We start from the raw sequence: 17,558 nt of genomic DNA, 5'->3' as shown, positions 1-17,558 counted from the left end.
CCCCTCCCCCAAAAAGGTTCGACCTACCCGCCGCGATCAGGCAGATGAAGCGCCGAACCTTAATGATCGATTTAATCGATGCCTTTAAGCATTTATTTGCGCTTTTTAATCGAATTAGCAGGCGTAGAATCAAATGCAACCCAAGACAAACAACGCCTACGAAACTGGAGTAATGACCATGAAAACCCAACTGATCCTCGCCCTGACCCTCTCCGTCCTGGCTGCCAACACCTTCGCTGCCGATGGTTACGACCGTACTGGCTCTGCCGCTTACACCAGCGAAGCAGCTGTCGCTTCCGACGGTTACGACCATACCGGCTCAGCGTCCTTTGCAGCCGATGGCACAGACCACATTGGCGCAGGTAAACTCGCGTCCGACGGCTCTGATCGCACCGGTGCCGCCCGCCTCGCCGCCGATGGCACTGATCACGTCGGTGCAGCTCGCCTGAGCTGATCCGCCAGCGTGACTTCATAGCCCGGCTTCGGTCGGGCTTAGTTGTGTCTGGAGCCTGAGAAAACCCCACCGAAACACAAGATGTAGTGAAAAAAGCCTTTTTTGGTTATTTCTTGAACAAAAATAATCCAGGGCAAAAATTCAGAAAAAAAAATCTTCCCCCGCCAACATCGTTCAAAGCCCTGTAAACCCTCACTCTGACCGAAAAACGGTCGCCGTCGACCGATCCGTGAGCCATTTCGCCGCACCACAGCACGCAAAACTTCCCTATAATGCGGCCTTAAACGGGCCTGCAATATTCCCTTACAGGGATGAAAGCCAGTCTGAAGCCCCGCACAAGCGTTCACCGCTTGTTGCGCCCATCAGTGGCTCTCGGAACCCCGTACAAAATTCTGTTTGATGCCTGCGTATAGCTGCTGCAAAAAACGATTCCTTTAGATCCAACGCGGCCAGTAAGGCCGTGTGAAAAACCGACCTATTCATTTTCACACGGGCACACTGGCCCTCACGCAGGAGACGACACGTCATGCTGAGCTGGGACGAATTCGACAAAGAAGACACGGAAGTAGCAGTCAAGAGCGCCAACGCTGGCCACGCCACTGAAGCCAACATGGACCGTCTCGACAGCGCTGGCGGTGCCGCCGCCCTGGAAGCCCGTGCCGTGACCGCGTCTGACTCCGCCGCCGTTGCCCGCGCCAAAGCTGCCCTGGACTCCCTCGACGTCGCCGAAGGCCTCGCCGAACTCGAAGGCGCCTCCGCCCGTGTCGCCGTTGACGAAAAGCGCATGATCAACTGCCGCGCCGACCTCAACCAACTCGTGCCATTCAAGTACGACTGGGCCTGGCAGAAATACCTGGACGGCTGCGCAAACCACTGGATGCCGCAAGAAGTCAACATGACCGCCGACATCGCCCTCTGGAAAAACCCGGAAGGCCTGACCGACGACGAGCGCCGCATCGTGATGCGCAACCTCGGCTTCTTCTCCACCGCCGACTCCCTGGTTGCCAACAACCTGGTCCTGGCCGTGTACCGCCTGATCACCAACCCGGAATGCCGCCAGTACATCCTGCGCCAGGCCTTCGAAGAGGCGATCCACACCCACGCCTACCAGTACTGCATCGAATCGCTGGCCATGGATGAAGGCGAAATCTTCAACATGTACCACGAGATCCCGTCGGTCGCGAAAAAAGCCACCTGGGGCCTGAAATACACCCGTTCGATCTCCGATCCGAAGTTCGAAACCGGCACCGTCGAAACCGACAAAGAGCTGCTGCGCAACCTGATCGCCTACTACTGCGTCCTGGAAGGCATCTTCTTCTACTGCGGCTTCACCCAGATCCTCTCCATGGGCCGCCGCAACAAAATGACCGGCGTCGCCGAGCAGTTCCAATACATCCTGCGCGACGAATCCATGCACCTGAACTTCGGCATCGACGTGATCAACCAGATCAAAATCGAAAACCCGCACTTGTGGGATGCCGAGATGAAGGAAGAAGCTTCGCAGATGATTCTGCAGGGTACTCAGCTGGAGATTGAATACGCTCGTGACACCATGCCTCGTGGGGTATTGGGCATGAACGCGGCGATGATGGAGGACTATCTGAAGTTCATCGCTAACCGTCGTTTGAGCCAGATTGGTTTGAAAGAAGAGTATCCAGGGACGACTAACCCGTTCCCTTGGATGAGCGAGATTATGGACTTGAAGAAAGAGAAGAATTTCTTTGAGACTCGGGTTATTGAGTACCAAACTGGTGGTGCGCTTAGCTGGGATTGATTCCCAAGCTAGCCGCGATTTGGCGACTTGAATCGACAAATCGAATACCAAAAAGCCCCGATCTGATCGGGGCTTTTTTATGGGGTAGGAAAACTCTTACTCGCATCTTCAGTAATCGCTAAAACTCCTACGGAAATTCCAGCTCCTTCCGCATTGATGACCATTCAAAGCGACTCTAAGCTCTACCGTAGGTGCCTAAGAAACGCCCAACGTAGAAGCTAACTTCGCTACACAGACCGCATGCTGTTTTCAGCTAAATATGCGTAATCCTGTGTCTGAAAGGAACAGCTTGTTGGGATTTCTTAGATCCTCTACGTCGGGTTCGGCCCTCATCAATTTCACACGTAGGGGGAATGGATATGCCTGCAGGAACACAACACCGATCAGTCACACCTGATCCTTTCAATCCAACAATCTTCACCCGCCACAACCTCTCTCTCCATGCCCTCCTCCTGGAAAACCAACCATGGTTCTGTTCCCGCGATATCGGCCGCTTGATGGGATTCCATCTGAGTGAACGCATCGTCAACAAGCTAGACAAAGACCAGCACCAAACGGTGTGGATTGAGTATTACCGGCAACCGGAAAAGCAGTTGATGCTCAGTGAGTCCGGTGTCTATGCGCTGCTGGTCTATCACTACGCACCAGGAAATCGATTGCTGCGTGAGTGGATCACTCATCAAGTGGTGCCGGCCTTACGTGATGCGGAGCAGTCAGACAATTCAGATCGGCCGATGCTGAGTTTGCTGGATTGGCCGGAGATGTCGCTGAGCCTGCTGCACTGGCAGGATGAAGGTTGGATTCGGCTTCGGGACATGCCTTATCTGTTGCTCGATCACACGCAACGGCGGACGCCGGTGGTTAAACCTTGGTGGCGTAAGGTTGCGCGGGTGTTTCAGTCGTCGAAGCATTCGATGGGTTAGGTAACGTGCTTGTAGGACCAACCGCAAGAACCTTCTCTTCTTTGTGTAGGAATTTTCGTAGACAGTCGTAGTGGCCACTCAGTATCGTCCGAGGGTATTTAACCCTCGGCGATTGTATGGATACGGAAAAGAGCAACGGCGATTGGAGTGAGGTAGAGATTCAGGCTGCGGTCGATGCCTATCTCAGCATGCTTTCTCGCGAGCAGAACGGTCAGGCGATCAACAAGGCCCATGAAAATCGTGTCCTGCGCGAAGGTGCTTTGGCTGGTCGGACCAAAGGTTCGGTTGAGTTTCGGATGCAGAACATTTCGACCGTGTTAGTTGAACTCGGACGTGAACGCATTGAGGGCTACAAGCCCGCTAAAAATGTCGGCGCTAATGTTGCGAAGAGCATTCGAGAAGCACTAAATGCTCCTGGCCCTGTATCTCCCGAAGACTTCGTCCCGACAGCCGACGAGGCCACGCTGGAGCAGCGAGCTGCAAAGCTTGAGCGACAACCGATTAAAGTCGAGCCGAAGGGGATTGAGAAACCAGAGCAAACTCAGTCCAGCGGAAAGTCGTATGTTCGCGATCCGGAAGTGAGAGCGTGGGTCCGCCAACAGGCTGAAGGTAAATGCGAAGGCTGTGGCAACCCTGCTCCGTTTGAAAAGTCGGGCAGGCCGTTTCTTGAGGTTCATCACGTTAAGCATTTGGCACAGGAAGGCTCAGACCGTCCGAGCAATGCTGTAGCGCTGTGCCCGAACTGTCATCGACGTTGTCACCATTCGAGTGATCGGGAGGAGTTCACCGCTTCGCTTTATACAAAGGTGAAACGGCTGAAACCCGAATAACCGAGCAAAACAGAACCCGTGGCGAGGGGGCTTGCCCCCGCTCGGCTGCGCAGCAGTCGTCAATTCGCAGAATTCGGTTTGTCTGATACTCCGCGAGTTACGGATTTTGGGGCTGCTTCGCAGCCCAACGGGGGCAAGCCCCCTCGCCACATGGTTGGTCGCTGGCTTGGTTGTTGTGTTGATCTTGCGAATCGCGAGCGAGCTCGCTCCCACAGGGGGTCTGCGGCTGGCTTGGGAATGTTGGTGTTATCAGGGCCGCTGGATTTTCTTGCGGCCCTTTTCTTTGGTTGTGATAACGCTAAAGCATCATTTCCCTAACCCACTAATCCGCCACGGGCACACCGCCGCCCTCACCCCGCTCGGCCCGACAATCTCCGGTGTCTGCCCCAATGACCTGGCGCTCAGCACACTCCCCACCCGTTCTATCAACTGATCAAACCCCAACGTCGCATCCTCTTGATGCAATTTGCGCAGTTGTTCGACCAGGGCATAAGTGAAGGCGCCGTAGCTGTTCGAACCCACCTCATATTCGTTGGCCTTTTCGTTTTCTCTCGCGGCGTAGAGCATCAGGGGCATGTAGGGCCCATGGTGGCCGTAGAGTTTGCCTTGGCGCAGCAGTTGGGCTTTTTTCTCGGGGCGAAGGCCCGTGGCGGCGCCTTGGGTGGTGCGGGTGCGGGTGAGGCCGCGGGTTTTGTTGTCTTGTTCGCTGAAGTCGCGGCGGTCGGCGTCGACGGCGTAGACGCGGCGGTCCCAGTCGCCGGCGTAGGGGTCCCAGCGCAGCATGCGGTGGCGGATGTCGCTGGGTGGGGTGATGCCGCGCACGCGGCCGTTGCTGCGGGTCATGCCGCCGGCGTAGCAGCAGTCGAACATGACGGTGAGTTTGGCGCCGTGGCCGTCCGGGTCGAATGGCAGGTGGCTGTAGAACTGGCGGAACAGTTTGTCGGTGAAGTGGGTGCTTTCGTCGTCCCAGTCGAAGTCGTGGAGCACCAGGGTTTCGTCCATGCAGTCGGCTTCGCCGCTGCTGCTGTAGACCGGCAACTGGGTGCCGTGGCCGGAGTAGAACAACACGCGCTCGTCACCGGCGCGGGCGCCTTCCACCAGCCATTCGAGGCGCTCGACGAAGTTGGCCCGGGTTGCTCGGGCGTCGTGCAGCAAGCGGATGTCGCCAGCGTCGTAGCCGCTTTCCTGGAGCATGCGGCTGATCAGGTAGGTGTCGTTAATGCAGCCGTCGAGGCGTGCGCTCGGGTCGGGGTAATCGTTGATGCCGACCACCAGGGCGCGGCGTTTGCGTTGGCCGCTGCGGGACAGGAACGCCGGCACTTCCAGTGCGCGTGCGGCCACCACGTCGCGGGCCAGTTGTGGCCAGAGGCTGGTCTGGCTGGTGGGTGACGACAAGTAGGCCTGGGCGGCGTGATTGAGGTCGAGCAGGTCATCGCGCAGCGGCACGCTGAATTCGGTTTGCAGGTCGACCCGCGCCGAATCCGGCGAGGTGATTGGTCGGGTCAGCAAGCCGTCGTTGGGGTTGTAGAGGTGGAACCAACGGCGGATGCCTCGGCCGTTTTCGCTCAGGCGCAGGACCCGTCCGCCCCACACTTCGCGCATCACCAGCGGCAGTGCGATCGGTGAACCGAAGCTGACGAACACGCGGCCATCGATACGCTTGAGTGCCGAACCTTTTTTCGCCACCGACCGGCGCAAGGCGTCGTAGCCGATCAGGCTGCCCAGGCCTTGGGCGAAGATGATCTGTGGATTGAATGCCTCGATCTTCGTCAGCAGATGTTGAGTCAACTCAGTGCGCAAATCGGCGTCTTCGATCCATTGCACGATGGCGCCCACCGTGGTGCGCAGCATCTGATTGACCGGCAGGCCCCAACTGCCGAAATTCTCGTCGGCCTTGCCCCCGGCGTCGGCCCTCAGCATCGCCAGGCCTCGGGTGATCTGGGCGAAGTCCGGCCCTTCCTTGAGTTGCTCATCGAAGCACAGGAAGTCGATGTCCTGGTCGTCAATGAGGCGACCGTTCTGTGCCAGTTGATTGCGGATCAATGTGCGCCATTGCTCCTGCCAGTTTGTATCAATGCCGCCCTGCCCTTTGTCGGCCGACGTGAAACTGACACCGGGCAGGCACAGGACGCGCAGCCGCGCTGGCGCAACTTCCGCTCCCGGTTCTGCCAAGGCTTTGCTGGCAGGCACCGCAACCGGGCGAACGGCTTGCCCTTGGGCAGTGACCATCAAATCCTGCAGGCGCCGCAGTTTCGCCTCCAGGCTGTCCGCACTGGGTGCGGCGGGCGTCAGCGCGGCCTGAGCCGGATCAGCCAAGGCACGGCTGCGATTGCCGAGAAAACCGCTGACCCATTGGGCGCTGTTCTTCCAGATTTGCTCTGGATCGAGGCCGTCGAGGTAACCGGTGGCACTGTCCACCACCTGCCGACTTTGGGTCGCCAGTTCGGACTCGATCAATGGCAAGCCAGCACGACTTGGCACCACGGTGGCCGCCAATGTCGGCGTAGCCGTTAAGCCCGGTGCAGTGCGCCAGATAGGCGCATTGCCGAAGTGCTGCGCCGCGATTACCCGTGGGCCGAGGGCACTGCGTGGCAATTTGAAGTGATCGCACAGAAAGGCCAGCAGGCTGGTGTGATCGTAATGCTGCGCCTGGACGTTGCCCGTCCAGGGAATCAAGCCTGGCTTGAGCCACGGCGAAGCGAGGATCGCCGGAACACGAACGCCGAGACGGGTGAAGGGATTTTTCCAGGGCACATCGACCGTTGAACCGGTCGCCACGCAAGTCGGCGGCACCACGTGGTCATGGAAACCGCCATGTTCGTCGTACAGCAGCACGAACAAGGTTTTATTCCAGACCGCGGTATTGGCCGACAAGGCGTTGAACACCTCACCGACAAACTGATCGCCAAAGCGCAGGTCCTCCGGTGGATGATGCGACACGTTTGGCCCGAGTTTGCCGTTGAGCAGGCCATAGCTCGGCTCGATCCAGGACAGTTCGGGGAGTTTGTTACCGGCGACGTCCGACTTGAAGTCCTCGATGCTCAGGTGCTGCAAACCACCCTTGACCAGCGCCGCCAGCGGAACCGCACCGTCGGAATAAATGCGCGCGTCGTGGCCGTTGTTGCGCAGCAGCGAAAAAATACTCTCGCCGCCGAACTGTGCGATCAGGCTTTTGATGCCGGCCAGTACCGTGCCGGTCGAGGGCATCAGCAAGTGGCCATTGCAACTGCCGAGCATGGCAAAAAAACGGTTCGGCCAGGTTGGACCTGGCACCGAGGAAAACCAGCGATCACACACGGTGAAATTGCGCGCCAGTCCCTGGATTGCCGGCAACGTATCGCCCGCTGGTGTGGCGCCGAACGGAATGTAATTCATCGCCCGTTGGGCCATGGATTGCGACCAGGTTTTGTACACCTTCAGGTCTGTGCGGGCCTTGTCGTAGGCATCCTGGGCAAAACCATCGAGCTTGGGGTTGGCCGGGCTGGTCTTGAACGAGACGCCCAGTTGCTTCTCTACGTTGACGAACTCATGGCCAAGGTCGAACCCCTCACTGTTGCTCGGTGGTAGCGCCGGAGGCAGAGGGGGCGGCGGCGCCCACAGGCTGTAGTTTTCCGGGAACTCCGACGCCTGGGTGATCACCGTCGAATTGCCATTGGCCAGCTTCAATGGATTGGTGCTGGGCGCGTTACGGTTGATACCGTCACACGCCGGGTTGATACGGGTGTAATCCCCCAGCAAATGATCGAATGACCGGTTTTCCATCATCAACACGACAACGTGCTCAATCCCGGCGGGCCAGTTGTTCGGCATGGTGCGCTCCTTGCTGTGAAGTCTCGATTTCGACCTCTCGGGTTTCACCGCAATCAAGGCTTGGACGGCTGGAGAGTCCGCTTGGCCTGGCAGTTGCCCATGAGGCATGCGGCGATTCGATCGGCCAGACAACGCTAGTCAGGCGATGGGGGCCTGTCCAATGGCGGGAGCATCTATCCTTTCACCCAATCCACCGAATATTTCGCGACATAACTATCCACAGCCGTCCCGACCGTAGGGAAAAACGCCGTTTCACCCAGCCGCGCAAACAACCCGAACCGCTTGAGCTTGTCCTTGACCGGGTCTTTCATCTCGGCAATGCACAACTCGATACCCGCCGCGTGCAGGGTGTCGTCCAGTTCGGCGAGCATGTCGGCAGAGGTCACATCGACGCTGGTGACCGGCTCTGCGGCGACCACCAGCCAGCGCACGGGCGTGGGCGACGCCGCCACGGCGTCCAGCACTCGGTCATGGAACAACTCGGCGTTGGCGAAAAACAACGGTGCGTCCCAGCGAAACAGGACCAGACCGGGTACCAGGCGCGCGTCGGGATAGCGTTTGATGTCGTGGTAGCCCTTGACCCCGTCAGCGCGCCCCAATACCGCGGAATACGGGCGCCAGGCATCCCAGAGAAATTCAATGATCGCGATCACGATGGCCAGGCCGATGCCCTCGATCGCGCCGAACACGGCCACGCCGACGGTGCAGACAATCGATAGCCAGCATTCCCAGCGCTGGATGCGATAGATCCGGCGCAGGTCGGCGACCTCGATCAGGCCAATGGCCGATGCAATCACGACTGCCGCCAGTGCGCTGGACGGCAAATGTTGCAGCAGGTCCGGCGCCATCACCAGCAACAAGGCAACCGCTAATGCGCCGACGACGCCGGTCATTTGGGTCTTGGCTCCGGCGGCCTCGGCCACGGGCGTCCGTGACGAACTGCTGCTGATTGGGAAGCCCTGGAAAAAACCGGCCGCCAGGTTGGCGATGCCGAGGCCGACCATTTCCTGATTCGGGTTGACGTAGGTTCGGGTCCGCGCCGCATAGACCCGCGACAGCACGCTGGTGTCGGCGAACGAAACGAGTGCGACGGCGCAACCACCAATCAAAACCGGGACGATATCGGCGGTGGTGATCCAGGGGATGGCGAACCCGGGCAAGCCTTGGGGGAGCGAACCGAGGACCGACACACCGGCGCGTGCCGCAAGATCGAATACACCCACGGCGACCGTCGCGCCTACCACAGCGATCAGGATGCCCGGCAGTCGCGGCCATCTTTTGAGTAGCAGGATCACCGCCAGGGTGAGCGCGCCGACCATGAAGGCGGTCCAGTTGGCTTTTCCCTCCATCAGCGCTGAGGCGATGGCCCACAGGTTTCTCAATGGACCGGCGGACTCAATCGAAAAACCGAACAGCTTGGGCAATTGGCTGATCAATACGGTCAGTGCGATGCCGTTCATGTAGCCATAGCGGATCGGCTTGGACAGAAGCTCGGTAATAAAACCCAGGCGCGCCATACCGGCCAGGATACACACCGCGCCCGACACGATCGCCATCATCCCCGCCAGGGCGACGGCACGCTGCGGGTTACCGCCGGAGAGTGGAATGATGACAGCAAGGATGACAGCCACCAGGGAGGAATCCGGCCCCATCACCAGAATTCGGCTGGGGCCAAACAAGGCATAGAACAATAGCGGAACGATCGTCGCGTAGAGGCCATAAATGCCGGGCACCCCCGATGCCACCGCATAGGCGATACCGACGGGCACCAGCATCGTGGTCAACACCAGGCCGGCCACGATGTCGTAACGCAACCATGCCAATTGGTATTCGCGCAGCACGCCCAGCCCCGGTAGCCAGCGGCGCCAACCGGTCTGTTCATCCCGGCGGGCTATCCGGCCCGGCTCCGGGAGGGGGGGCGAAGCATCTGAATGGCTCATAAACCGCCCTCTTTGATGTAATGCTGTTCATTTAAAAATTTTGTAGGAGCGAGCTTGCTCGCGATGTACTCAAGAGCGCCGCGTTTAGTCAGTAAACACGCTGCATCGTTAACGACCATCGCGAGCAAGCTCGCTCCTACAGTTGAGCATTCCCTCGTTGATGGGCTGTGCAGGCTTGGCGATATCGAAGTGATCTCAGTGTAGCTATTGCTTCGAATGCGTCATCACTGGAAGCTGTTCATCTAAAGGATTTGGAAGCCGACATGAAATTCGACCTCGCCTACTGCCTCAGCCTCAACGACAAGTTGTCGATCTACGACGTGCGGGATCTGAATTTCGACGAGACGATGGATTTCGACTCCGCCAGGGAACACTTCCAGTGCCCCAACGATGCCTGTCGCCTGGCGTTCGATGCGACCAATGAGCTGGGCACGTTCAACGCCAAGAATGTGAATTACGTGCGTACGCCGCACTTCAAGAACCTGCCGAGTACGCGGCATGTCGAGGGCTGCCCTTATGTCAGCTTGAAGACGCCGGCGTCGGGTGTGGATGAGGCGGAAACGGATGACAGTCGCGAGGAAAATTTCCCGTCGGAATTGTTACTGACTCGGCGTGAGTATGTGCGTAAGCCGTCCAGTCCGAAGGTCGCGGCGGATGGGGTGCGTGATGAGTCGCTAACGCCGTCGGTGGCAGACAATGTCGAGCAACCGGGCAGGGAATCTGCACCGGACAAGACCAGCATCTTTGCCCACCCGGTGGAATGCTTTGTTTCAAACTTCGACGACAAGGATTTGCTCAAGCGCGTGCAGCTGAAGATTGGCGAGCACACCGCGCCTTACGCCTCGTTCTTCAAGAAGATCGAATACCTGCAAGACAACAAGGGGCTGATCTACTGGGGCAAGATCAAGGAGATCAAGGACTACACCCAGAGCTTTCGCATCGACTTCGAGAAAAAGGTCTGGTTCGAGAAAAAGCCGTACTCGGTCAATGTTTACCTGAGCAAGAAGCTGATCGACAGCTACCGCAAGCGCAAGGCGTTCCTCGAAGAGATCAAACATGCCATCGAGAGTGGGCGGGAGTTGTATTGCTTCTTTTATGGCGTAACGCCCGAGCTGAAGCAGGTACCGAGCAAGAAAAACCCCGAGCAGACGTTCGGGGTGTTCAGCGCCAGCATTGAGAATCTGGATCACTTTATTGTGCGGGAGGCGCCGGGGTTGGCGGACAAATAAACGCTGCGCCGTTCGTCTGTCTGAAAAGACAAATCAAAAAATGAGTTTGATCCGGGCTCAAAACAACTGTACAAAAACACAGTATATTTTGACCAACACTCTCGAGCCCGGAGAACACCATGGCCTCTCAAGCGATGAAAATCACCCTGGAACGTATCGCCCTCTTCCAATTCACCCCGGCCCACTGCGCCCAGGCCCGAGCGATGCTGGGCTGGAGTGTGGATGAGTTGTCCCGGGAAGCCGGGGTTTCGGTTGATGCCATTCAGCGTTTCGAGGCGAAGCGTGAGGTGCTGGATGTCACTCGTTTGGCGTTGGCCTATCGGTTCGAATCGGAAGGGTTGGTGTTCTTCCCGGGGTTTGCACCGGGTCGCGGAATGAATGTGAAAGGGTCGACGCCGAATCCGGTGGGGCGGGCGGATTTTACGATGGTGGAGTGAGCGCCGAAAATTTCGTAGGCCACGTGCAAATCGTCGTCAAACCGGCCCCCCGATCACGAAAGGCGAGCCGGCTTGAGGTGGTTTTTGCTTAGTGCATTTCTATGGTTTGAATGCAGGTGCCTGACGCGCATGTGAGGCTTGTTCATAGCTGTAAGCCATCGCCAGAAGTCTGGCCTCACTCCAAGGGGCACCGTAGAAAAACACTGAGGTCGGAACGCCGTCAGCGTCCACTCCTGACGGCATCATGATGCCGGGGTAGCCTGCTAGCGCAATGACGTTCAAACCGGGGGAGCCGACGTCGAGCACCAAGGCGTCGAGTTGATGGGTGTTCAGTAAGCCGTCGATGACAGCGGCGTTTTCGTGCTGGATTTTCCGCCACAGCTTGTTGTACGTGCGCTCGTCGAAATCGATGGTGTTGACCGCGCTCAGGATGCTTTGTCCGTAATCCGGGTTGCCAGGCGTGTCCTTGTTAAAACGCACGATAGCTTCCAGTGTGGGGGCAGCCATTGCGGTTCGGGTCGCCAGATACCTCGGCAAGTCACGCTTGATACCCATCCATAGCGCCTCATCTACCTGCTCCGATAACGGATCAGTGAGTTCCACGGGGATCAGAATTGCGCCGGCAGCCTGCATGACCTCCAGAGCCCTGGAAAACTGCGGATCACTTTCAACCCCCTCAGCGCTATTGTCGAACTTCAACGGGAAACCGATACGGCGCCCCGCCAATGCATCAGGACGCAGTAGAGCCGTGTAGTCCGTTGTATTGACGCCTGACGGTTTGTTGATCGGGTCAGCTGGATCATTGCCGGCCATGGCGTTCAGCAATAATGCAGCGTCGCGAACGCTGCGAACCATCGGCCCTGGCGTATCGAGTTTGTGCGTCACGGGAACAATGCCACTGCGGCTGAGTAAACCCACCGTCGGTTTGAGGCCGACCACACCATTGAGTGACGCAGGACAGATAATCGAACCGATCGTCTCAGTCCCAACCGTCAGCGGAGCGAACCCCGCCGCGACCGCTGCGCCCGAGCCCGAACTTGAGCCGCAGGGTGTTGCGCTAAGCAGATGGGGATTTCTGGTTTGTCCGCCTCGGCCGCTCCAGCCATCGGGAATGGCCGGATCGCGAAAGTTGGCCCACTCGCTGAGGTTGGTTTTTCCGAGAATGACCGCTCCGGCGCCCCTTAGGCGCTGCACGATAAAGGCATCCTGCGCAGCAGGTTGCCCGACCAGGGCCAACGATCCGGCGCTGGTCTGCATCGAATCGGAGGTATCGATGTTGTCTTTGAGCAGCACCGGAATGCCATGCAGCGGTCCGCGGACGTGCCCGTTTTTGCGCTCCCGATCCAGGGACTTGGCAATCTCCAATGCATCAGGGTTCAGCTCGATGATTGCGTTGATCGCCGGGCCTTGCTTGTCCAGCCTTTCGATCCGTTGCAACAAGTGCCGAACCAGCGTTACGGAATTCAACTGACCGCGATCCATCCGCTGGTTGAGTTCATCGACACTCAGGTATTCCAGCCTGGTTTCAACCGCCGGGGTCTGCGCATAGGCTGCGCTGGTGGCCATCGATAACAGGACAATCCTGGCCAGCCGCGTCATGCAGCTGTTTAACGTTACTTCCATGTAAAAATCCTTCTGACTGATTTCGAGTGAATGATTTCACCCGCTTTTCAGCCTAAAGAATCAGTCGGAATTTTCCGTCATCTCAGGTCACCAGCTCTTGCACGAAAGTTCGTCGCGATCTGTAGCCGCCTCACCCAACGCTCTGTTGATCCTGATACACCTGTTGTTCAACCGCCAACCACCACGCACCACCACGCTGCGGATGCATCAAGTTGAACGCCTCGCCCATCTGCGGCGTGGTAATTGAAACACTGCGCTCCCAGGCCAGGGCCAGGATGCGATCGAAAGGCTCGTACCAGGCGTGCATCGACAGGTCGAACGTGCCGTTGTGGATCGGCAACAGCCAGCGGCCCTTGAGGTCGATGTGGGCTTGCAGGGTTTGTTCGGGTTGCATGTGCACGTGCGGCCAGTCGACGTTGTAGGCACCGGTTTCCATCAGGGTCAGATCGAATGGGCCGTACTGTTCGCCGATGCGTTTGAAACCGTCGAAGTAGCCGCTGTCGCCGCTGAAGAAGATGCGTGTATCGCCGTCGATCATCACCCACGAGGCCCAGAGGGTGCTGTTGCTGTCGAACAGGCCACGGCCGGAAAAGTGCTGCGATGGGGTGGCGATGAACCGGATGCCATCGACTTCCGTGCCTTGCCACCAATCCAGTTGGCGGACTTTGCTGGCGTCGATGCCCCACTTGATCAGGGTATCGCCTACGCCAAGTGGTGTAAGGAAGTATTTGGTCTTGTCCGCGAGCTTCAGCACCGCCTGATGATCCAGGTGGTCGTAGTGGTCGTGGGACAGGATCACCGCTTCAATCGGTGGCAATTGTTCCAGGCTGATCGGTGGCTGGTGGAAACGCTTGGGGCCGGCCCATTGCACCGGGGAGGCTCGCTCGGCGAAGACCGGGTCGGTGATCCAGAACTTGTCGCGCAGCTTGAGCAACACCGTGGAGTGGCCCAGGCGATAAACACTGTGGTTGGGCGCTGCGATCAGCGCGGCTTGAGTCAGGGCCTGCACCGGGACGGGCGCGCTCGGGCGCGTGTCACGCGGTTTGTGGAAGATCATATTCCACAGGATCCGTAGCGTCTTGCGAAAGCCTTCGCGCTTCACAGGCGCATGATTTCGGTAGGCTCCCTCGACCTGACGAGAAGCTTCAGGCGTAGAGGCGTTATCCGTTGGGGAACTTGAATTGGCCATAACTGGATAGCTCCAGAGAAACCGTAAACATTTCGGCTTCTCACGGTGGGACGATAAATGGCCAAGGCACGCACGCATCAGCCGGACTTTCTATTTTTTACTGGGCAGGATTAACAAAACATTACACTGCACAGTGTAGTTTCTAGGTTGCATCAAAGTCGATGACAAGTAAACTGCTGAGTGTAATTCTCCCCTTCTTCCTGCCGAAGCGTACTTATGACAGCTCCACAGCGCCTCACCGACCGAAAACGCCAAGCGATCATTCAAGCCGCGATCAACGAATTCCGTGACAACGGTTTCGAAATCACCAGCATGGACAAGATTGCTGCCACTGCCGGCGTGTCGAAGCGCACGGTGTACAACCACTTCCCCAGCAAGGAAGAGTTGTTCGCCGAAATCCTCAATCAACTATGGATCCGGGTGACGGCAGAACAGGAAACGTCCTACCGTCCCGACTTGCCTTTGCGCGACCAATTGCGCGAGTTGCTGATGGCCAAGTTGCAAATTTTGGGCGATGACAATTTTCTCGACCTGGCACGGGTGGCGATAGCGGCGACGATTCATTCCCCGGAGCGGGCGCAGGATATGGTGGCCCGCATGGGCGAGCGCGAAGAGGGGCTGACGGTGTGGATTCGGGCCGCTCAAGCGGATGGCCGATTGAAGGCCGTGGCTCCCGAATTCGCTGCTCAACAGATCCATGGCCTGCTCAAGTCTTTTGCATTCTGGCCGCAGATTTCCATGGGCAAGCCGGGCTTGCCACCCGATGAACAACACCGGGTGGCTGAATCCGCGCTGGACATGTTTCTGGCCTGCTACCAGTTGCAATAAATGACAATGTCAGCCGTGCTATCGAAGGTTTGGTCTCTCTGAATCAAACACCGCAATGTGTTTCAGAATGAAACTGGCGCCGGGGCTATAGTGAGCCCCAGTCCCAGCGCCATGCAGAGAACACCATGACCACCACGCCCACCGAAACCACCGCCCCCGTCGATCACCTGCGTTTCCATCGCCCTCACGCCCACTTGGCGCCGACGTTTGGCAATGACAAGTTTGCCCTGCGCGCCGAAGCCTTTGCGCGGTTCTTCGGAACACCGACGTTTCTCGGCGCACAAACGCTGATAGTCGTCGCCTGGGTGTGCCTCAACCTGTCCGGTGTCACCCACTTCGATGCGTACCCGTTCATCCTGCTCAACCTGGCTTTCAGCCTGCAATCGGCCTATGCCGCGCCTTTGATTCTGTTAGCCCAGACTCGCCAGGCCGCACGGGACAAAGCCCAATCCGATGCCGATGCGCAGCACCGCGAAGCGCTGGCGACCGCCAACAGTGAGCGTCAAGCGGAAGCCGCGAAAAACAGCGCACAACTGCTGGAGCTGCTTGAACAGAACACCCGCCTCACGGAGATGACCAAGGCCCTCACCGAGCACATCGAAAACCTGACCACGGAAATGCATCAACATTTCGTGCGCAAGGATGAGCCACAGGCCTGAGCGCTTTCACGGCAGTTTCAGCGCCCGCCCCAACTCATCGAACAACGTGACCACCGAGCGCAAGGCGCGGCAGTCGGGACGGGTCAGCAGCCACAGCGCGGTGTCGTATCCGTGCAACGGCTCGCCCAGCGGCCGTAATCCGTCGCCAATCAAAAAGTCCGGCAACGCCGCTACACCCAGCCCCGCCCTCACCAGCTCGGTCACCGAAAGCATGCTGTTGCAGCGATAGCCCGGCGTTACGCCCGGCAAGGCCTGGCGACGCCAGGTAACGGTCGGGTGATCCGGCAGGAAGTCATCCGGGGCGATCCAGGTCAATGAGGCCAGGTCAGTAGTATTGACCGATTGCAGATATCGCTCGCTGGCACACACGCGGTAGGAAATATCCGCCAGGCGTCGTCCCACCAAATGCTCCGGTGGCGTGCGGGTCAGGCGCAGGGCGATATCGGCGTCCCGACGGCTGAGGTTGGCAAAATCATTGGACGTGCTGAGCTCGAGCGTCAGCGCCGGATAGTTCGGCATGAACTGCGCCAGCGCCGGCAACAGTAATTCTTGCAGGACCGAATCGGTACAGGTCAGGCGCACGATGCCGCTGACCACTTCACCGCCCTGCTCCACACCGATGCGCGCCGCCTCCAGCGCCTGCTCAGCGCGCTCGGCCTGTTCAGCCAGCGACTGCGCGAGGGTGGTAGGCAGGTACCCGGCGCGGCTTTTTTCGAACAATTGCTGACCCAGTGCAGCCTCCAGCCGGCGCACTGCTCGAAACACCGTCGAGACGTCCACCTTCTGCAGTTGTGCGGCCCGGGCCAGGGAGCCGCCGCGCACCAGGGCGAGGATCAGGGCCAGGTCCGCGTAATCCAGTCGGTATTGCATGGCTGCATTGATCACTTGGGAAAACGCCAATATTGAGTGCGTGAACGCCAATCTATAGTGGCCACCAGGAATCAACAAGTGCAGAGGCCCTCATGGAAAACCGTCAGATTCGCATCGCCCTGATCGGCGACTACGACCCACAAGTCACCGCCCACCAGGCCATTCCCATCGCCCTCGAAATGATCGCCGGACACGCTGGCCTGAACCTGCAATGGCAGTGGCTGGCCACCGATGAAATCCACGCCGAGACACCCCTGCACACATTCGATGGTTTCTGGTGTGTACCGGCCAGCCCGTATCGCAACATGGACGGTGCATTGTTGGCGATTCGCTTTGCCCGCGAACAACAGCGACCTTTCCTCGGCACCTGCGGTGGTTTTCAACACGCGGTGCTGGAATATGCGCGCAATGTGCTGGGCTGGTCGGATGCCGAACACGGCGAGACGGTGCCCGATGCAACGCGGGCGCTGCTGACGCCACTGTCGTGCGCGCTGGTGGAAGCGGTCGATACGATTCATTTGCTTGAGGGTTCGTTGATCGCCGAGGCGTATGAAACGTCCGAGATACGTGAAGGCTATCGCTGTCGTTATGGTGTGAATCCGCAATTCGAGAGGGAGCTGCTCAAGCGGGAACTTCACGCCGTCGGCCACGATTCGGAACAAGGACTGCGCGCGGTCGAACTCAGTGGCCATCCGTTCTTTGCCGCGACCTTGTTCCAGCCCGAACGAGCAGCGCTCAAGGGCGTCTTGCCGCCGTTGGTCAGCGCATTTGTCAAAGCCTGTGCGGGGCGCTCGTCATGATCGCCGATACGCCTGCGGCGCCTTACTACGCGGTGATCTTCACCTCGGTGCGCACCGAGGGCGATATGGGTTACGCCGAAGCGGCCGCACAGATGCTGGAACTGGCCCGTGAACAGCCGGGGTTTCTCGGGGTGGAATCGGCGCGGGGCGATGATGGGCTTGGGATTACGGTGTCGTACTGGGCCAGTGAGG

At 58.7% G+C, this 17,558-nt stretch carries 15 protein-coding genes; 10 read left to right on the top strand and 5 right to left on the bottom strand.

Going from position 1 to position 17,558, the window contains the following annotated elements; translation table 11 throughout:
- Window positions 1-178 precede the first annotated feature (178 nt).
- The 4 genes from PMI28_RS00810 (at window position 179) to PMI28_RS0129055 (ending at window position 3,981) form a co-directional block, all read left to right on the top strand.
- On the top strand, window positions 179-454 hold the full coding sequence (locus PMI28_RS00810; protein WP_007992762.1) for a hypothetical protein: 276 nt from the start codon (window positions 179-181) through the stop codon (window positions 452-454).
- 526 nt (window positions 455-980) lie between these two features.
- A complete protein-coding gene (locus PMI28_RS00815) occupies window positions 981-2,228 on the top strand; it encodes a ribonucleotide-diphosphate reductase subunit beta (RefSeq protein ID WP_007992761.1) in 1,248 nt (415 codons plus the stop codon).
- A gap of 359 nt (window positions 2,229-2,587) precedes the next feature.
- Window positions 2,588-3,151 (top strand): BRO-N domain-containing protein, encoded by a 564-nt coding sequence (locus PMI28_RS00820; RefSeq protein WP_007992758.1) that lies wholly within the window; start codon window positions 2,588-2,590, stop codon window positions 3,149-3,151.
- A gap of 116 nt (window positions 3,152-3,267) precedes the next feature.
- Window positions 3,268-3,981 carry an HNH endonuclease gene (locus PMI28_RS0129055; protein WP_033063637.1) on the top strand — a complete coding sequence of 238 codons (714 nt, stop codon included), beginning with the start codon at window positions 3,268-3,270 and terminating at the stop codon, window positions 3,979-3,981.
- Window positions 3,982-4,287: 306 nt separating this feature from the next.
- Here the strand turns inward: PMI28_RS0129055 and PMI28_RS00825 are convergent, their stop codons facing one another.
- On the bottom strand, window positions 4,288-7,791 hold the full coding sequence (locus tag PMI28_RS00825; RefSeq protein WP_007992753.1) for an alkaline phosphatase family protein: 3,504 nt from the start codon (window positions 7,789-7,791) through the stop codon (window positions 4,288-4,290).
- Between the two features lie 173 nt (window positions 7,792-7,964).
- Window positions 7,965-9,731 (bottom strand): SulP family inorganic anion transporter, encoded by a 1,767-nt coding sequence (locus PMI28_RS00830; RefSeq protein ID WP_007992752.1) that lies wholly within the window; start codon window positions 9,729-9,731, stop codon window positions 7,965-7,967.
- Between the two features lie 263 nt (window positions 9,732-9,994).
- Here PMI28_RS00830 and PMI28_RS00835 point away from each other — a divergent pair, with 263 nt between their 5' ends.
- Together PMI28_RS00835 and PMI28_RS00840 are read left to right on the top strand one after the other, a co-directional pair.
- Window positions 9,995-10,960, top strand: a complete 966-nt coding sequence (locus PMI28_RS00835) for a hypothetical protein (RefSeq protein ID WP_007992751.1) — start codon at window positions 9,995-9,997, stop codon at window positions 10,958-10,960.
- A 119-nt stretch (window positions 10,961-11,079) separates the two neighbouring features.
- Entirely contained in the window at window positions 11,080-11,397 is a 318-nt protein-coding gene (locus PMI28_RS00840) for a helix-turn-helix transcriptional regulator (RefSeq protein WP_007992749.1), read from the top strand.
- Between the two features lie 99 nt (window positions 11,398-11,496).
- Here the strand turns inward: PMI28_RS00840 and PMI28_RS00845 are convergent, their stop codons facing one another.
- Together PMI28_RS00845 and PMI28_RS00850 are read right to left on the bottom strand one after the other, a co-directional pair.
- Window positions 11,497-13,020 carry an amidase family protein gene (locus PMI28_RS00845; RefSeq protein ID WP_007992747.1) on the bottom strand — a complete coding sequence of 508 codons (1,524 nt, stop codon included), beginning with the start codon at window positions 13,018-13,020 and terminating at the stop codon, window positions 11,497-11,499.
- 130 nt (window positions 13,021-13,150) lie between these two features.
- A complete protein-coding gene (locus PMI28_RS00850; RefSeq protein WP_007992745.1) occupies window positions 13,151-14,209 on the bottom strand; it encodes an MBL fold metallo-hydrolase in 1,059 nt (352 codons plus the stop codon).
- A gap of 216 nt (window positions 14,210-14,425) precedes the next feature.
- On the opposite strand from PMI28_RS00850, the gene PMI28_RS00855 reads away from it, so the two are divergent.
- Together PMI28_RS00855 and PMI28_RS00860 are read left to right on the top strand one after the other, a co-directional pair.
- Window positions 14,426-15,037 (top strand): TetR/AcrR family transcriptional regulator, encoded by a 612-nt coding sequence (locus PMI28_RS00855; protein ID WP_007992742.1) that lies wholly within the window; start codon window positions 14,426-14,428, stop codon window positions 15,035-15,037.
- 125 nt (window positions 15,038-15,162) lie between these two features.
- On the top strand, window positions 15,163-15,696 hold the full coding sequence (locus tag PMI28_RS00860) for a DUF1003 domain-containing protein (RefSeq protein WP_007992741.1): 534 nt from the start codon (window positions 15,163-15,165) through the stop codon (window positions 15,694-15,696).
- Window positions 15,697-15,702: 6 nt separating this feature from the next.
- Here the strand turns inward: PMI28_RS00860 and PMI28_RS00865 are convergent, their stop codons facing one another.
- Entirely contained in the window at window positions 15,703-16,644 is a 942-nt protein-coding gene (locus PMI28_RS00865) for a LysR family transcriptional regulator (protein ID WP_007992738.1), read from the bottom strand.
- 14 nt (window positions 16,645-16,658) lie between these two features.
- Here PMI28_RS00865 and PMI28_RS00870 point away from each other — a divergent pair, with 14 nt between their 5' ends.
- A complete protein-coding gene (locus tag PMI28_RS00870; RefSeq protein ID WP_007992737.1) occupies window positions 16,659-17,366 on the top strand; it encodes a CTP synthase C-terminal region-related (seleno)protein in 708 nt (235 codons plus the stop codon).
- Window positions 17,363-17,558 (top strand): antibiotic biosynthesis monooxygenase family protein (locus PMI28_RS00875; protein WP_007992735.1); only part of this gene is annotated, 196 nt, incomplete at its 3' end. The genes PMI28_RS00870 and PMI28_RS00875, both read left to right, overlap by 4 nt.

This window comes from Pseudomonas sp. GM48 (genome assembly GCF_000282335.1).
Classification (GTDB): domain Bacteria; phylum Pseudomonadota; class Gammaproteobacteria; order Pseudomonadales; family Pseudomonadaceae; genus Aquipseudomonas.
This window is presented reverse-complemented; position numbering and strand designations above follow the sequence as displayed.

Coding starts and splice junctions, on each gene's coding strand:
- PMI28_RS00825 (WP_007992753.1), bottom strand. CDS start 7,791: ATGCCGAACAACTGGCCCGCCGGGATTGAGCACGTTGTCGTGTTGATG.
- PMI28_RS00830 (WP_007992752.1), bottom strand. CDS start 9,731: ATGAGCCATTCAGATGCTTCGCCCCCCCTCCCGGAGCCGGGCCGGATA.
- PMI28_RS00845 (WP_007992747.1), bottom strand. CDS start 13,020: ATGGAAGTAACGTTAAACAGCTGCATGACGCGGCTGGCCAGGATTGTC.
- PMI28_RS00810 (WP_007992762.1), top strand. CDS start 179: ATGAAAACCCAACTGATCCTCGCCCTGACCCTCTCCGTCCTGGCTGCC.
- PMI28_RS00835 (WP_007992751.1), top strand. CDS start 9,995: ATGAAATTCGACCTCGCCTACTGCCTCAGCCTCAACGACAAGTTGTCG.
- PMI28_RS00840 (WP_007992749.1), top strand. CDS start 11,080: ATGGCCTCTCAAGCGATGAAAATCACCCTGGAACGTATCGCCCTCTTC.
- PMI28_RS0129055 (WP_033063637.1), top strand. CDS start 3,268: ATGGATACGGAAAAGAGCAACGGCGATTGGAGTGAGGTAGAGATTCAG.
- PMI28_RS00855 (WP_007992742.1), top strand. CDS start 14,426: ATGACAGCTCCACAGCGCCTCACCGACCGAAAACGCCAAGCGATCATT.
- PMI28_RS00870 (WP_007992737.1), top strand. CDS start 16,659: ATGGAAAACCGTCAGATTCGCATCGCCCTGATCGGCGACTACGACCCA.
- PMI28_RS00820 (WP_007992758.1), top strand. CDS start 2,588: ATGCCTGCAGGAACACAACACCGATCAGTCACACCTGATCCTTTCAAT.
- PMI28_RS00860 (WP_007992741.1), top strand. CDS start 15,163: ATGACCACCACGCCCACCGAAACCACCGCCCCCGTCGATCACCTGCGT.
- PMI28_RS00815 (WP_007992761.1), top strand. CDS start 981: ATGCTGAGCTGGGACGAATTCGACAAAGAAGACACGGAAGTAGCAGTC.
- PMI28_RS00850 (WP_007992745.1), bottom strand. CDS start 14,209: ATGGCCAATTCAAGTTCCCCAACGGATAACGCCTCTACGCCTGAAGCT.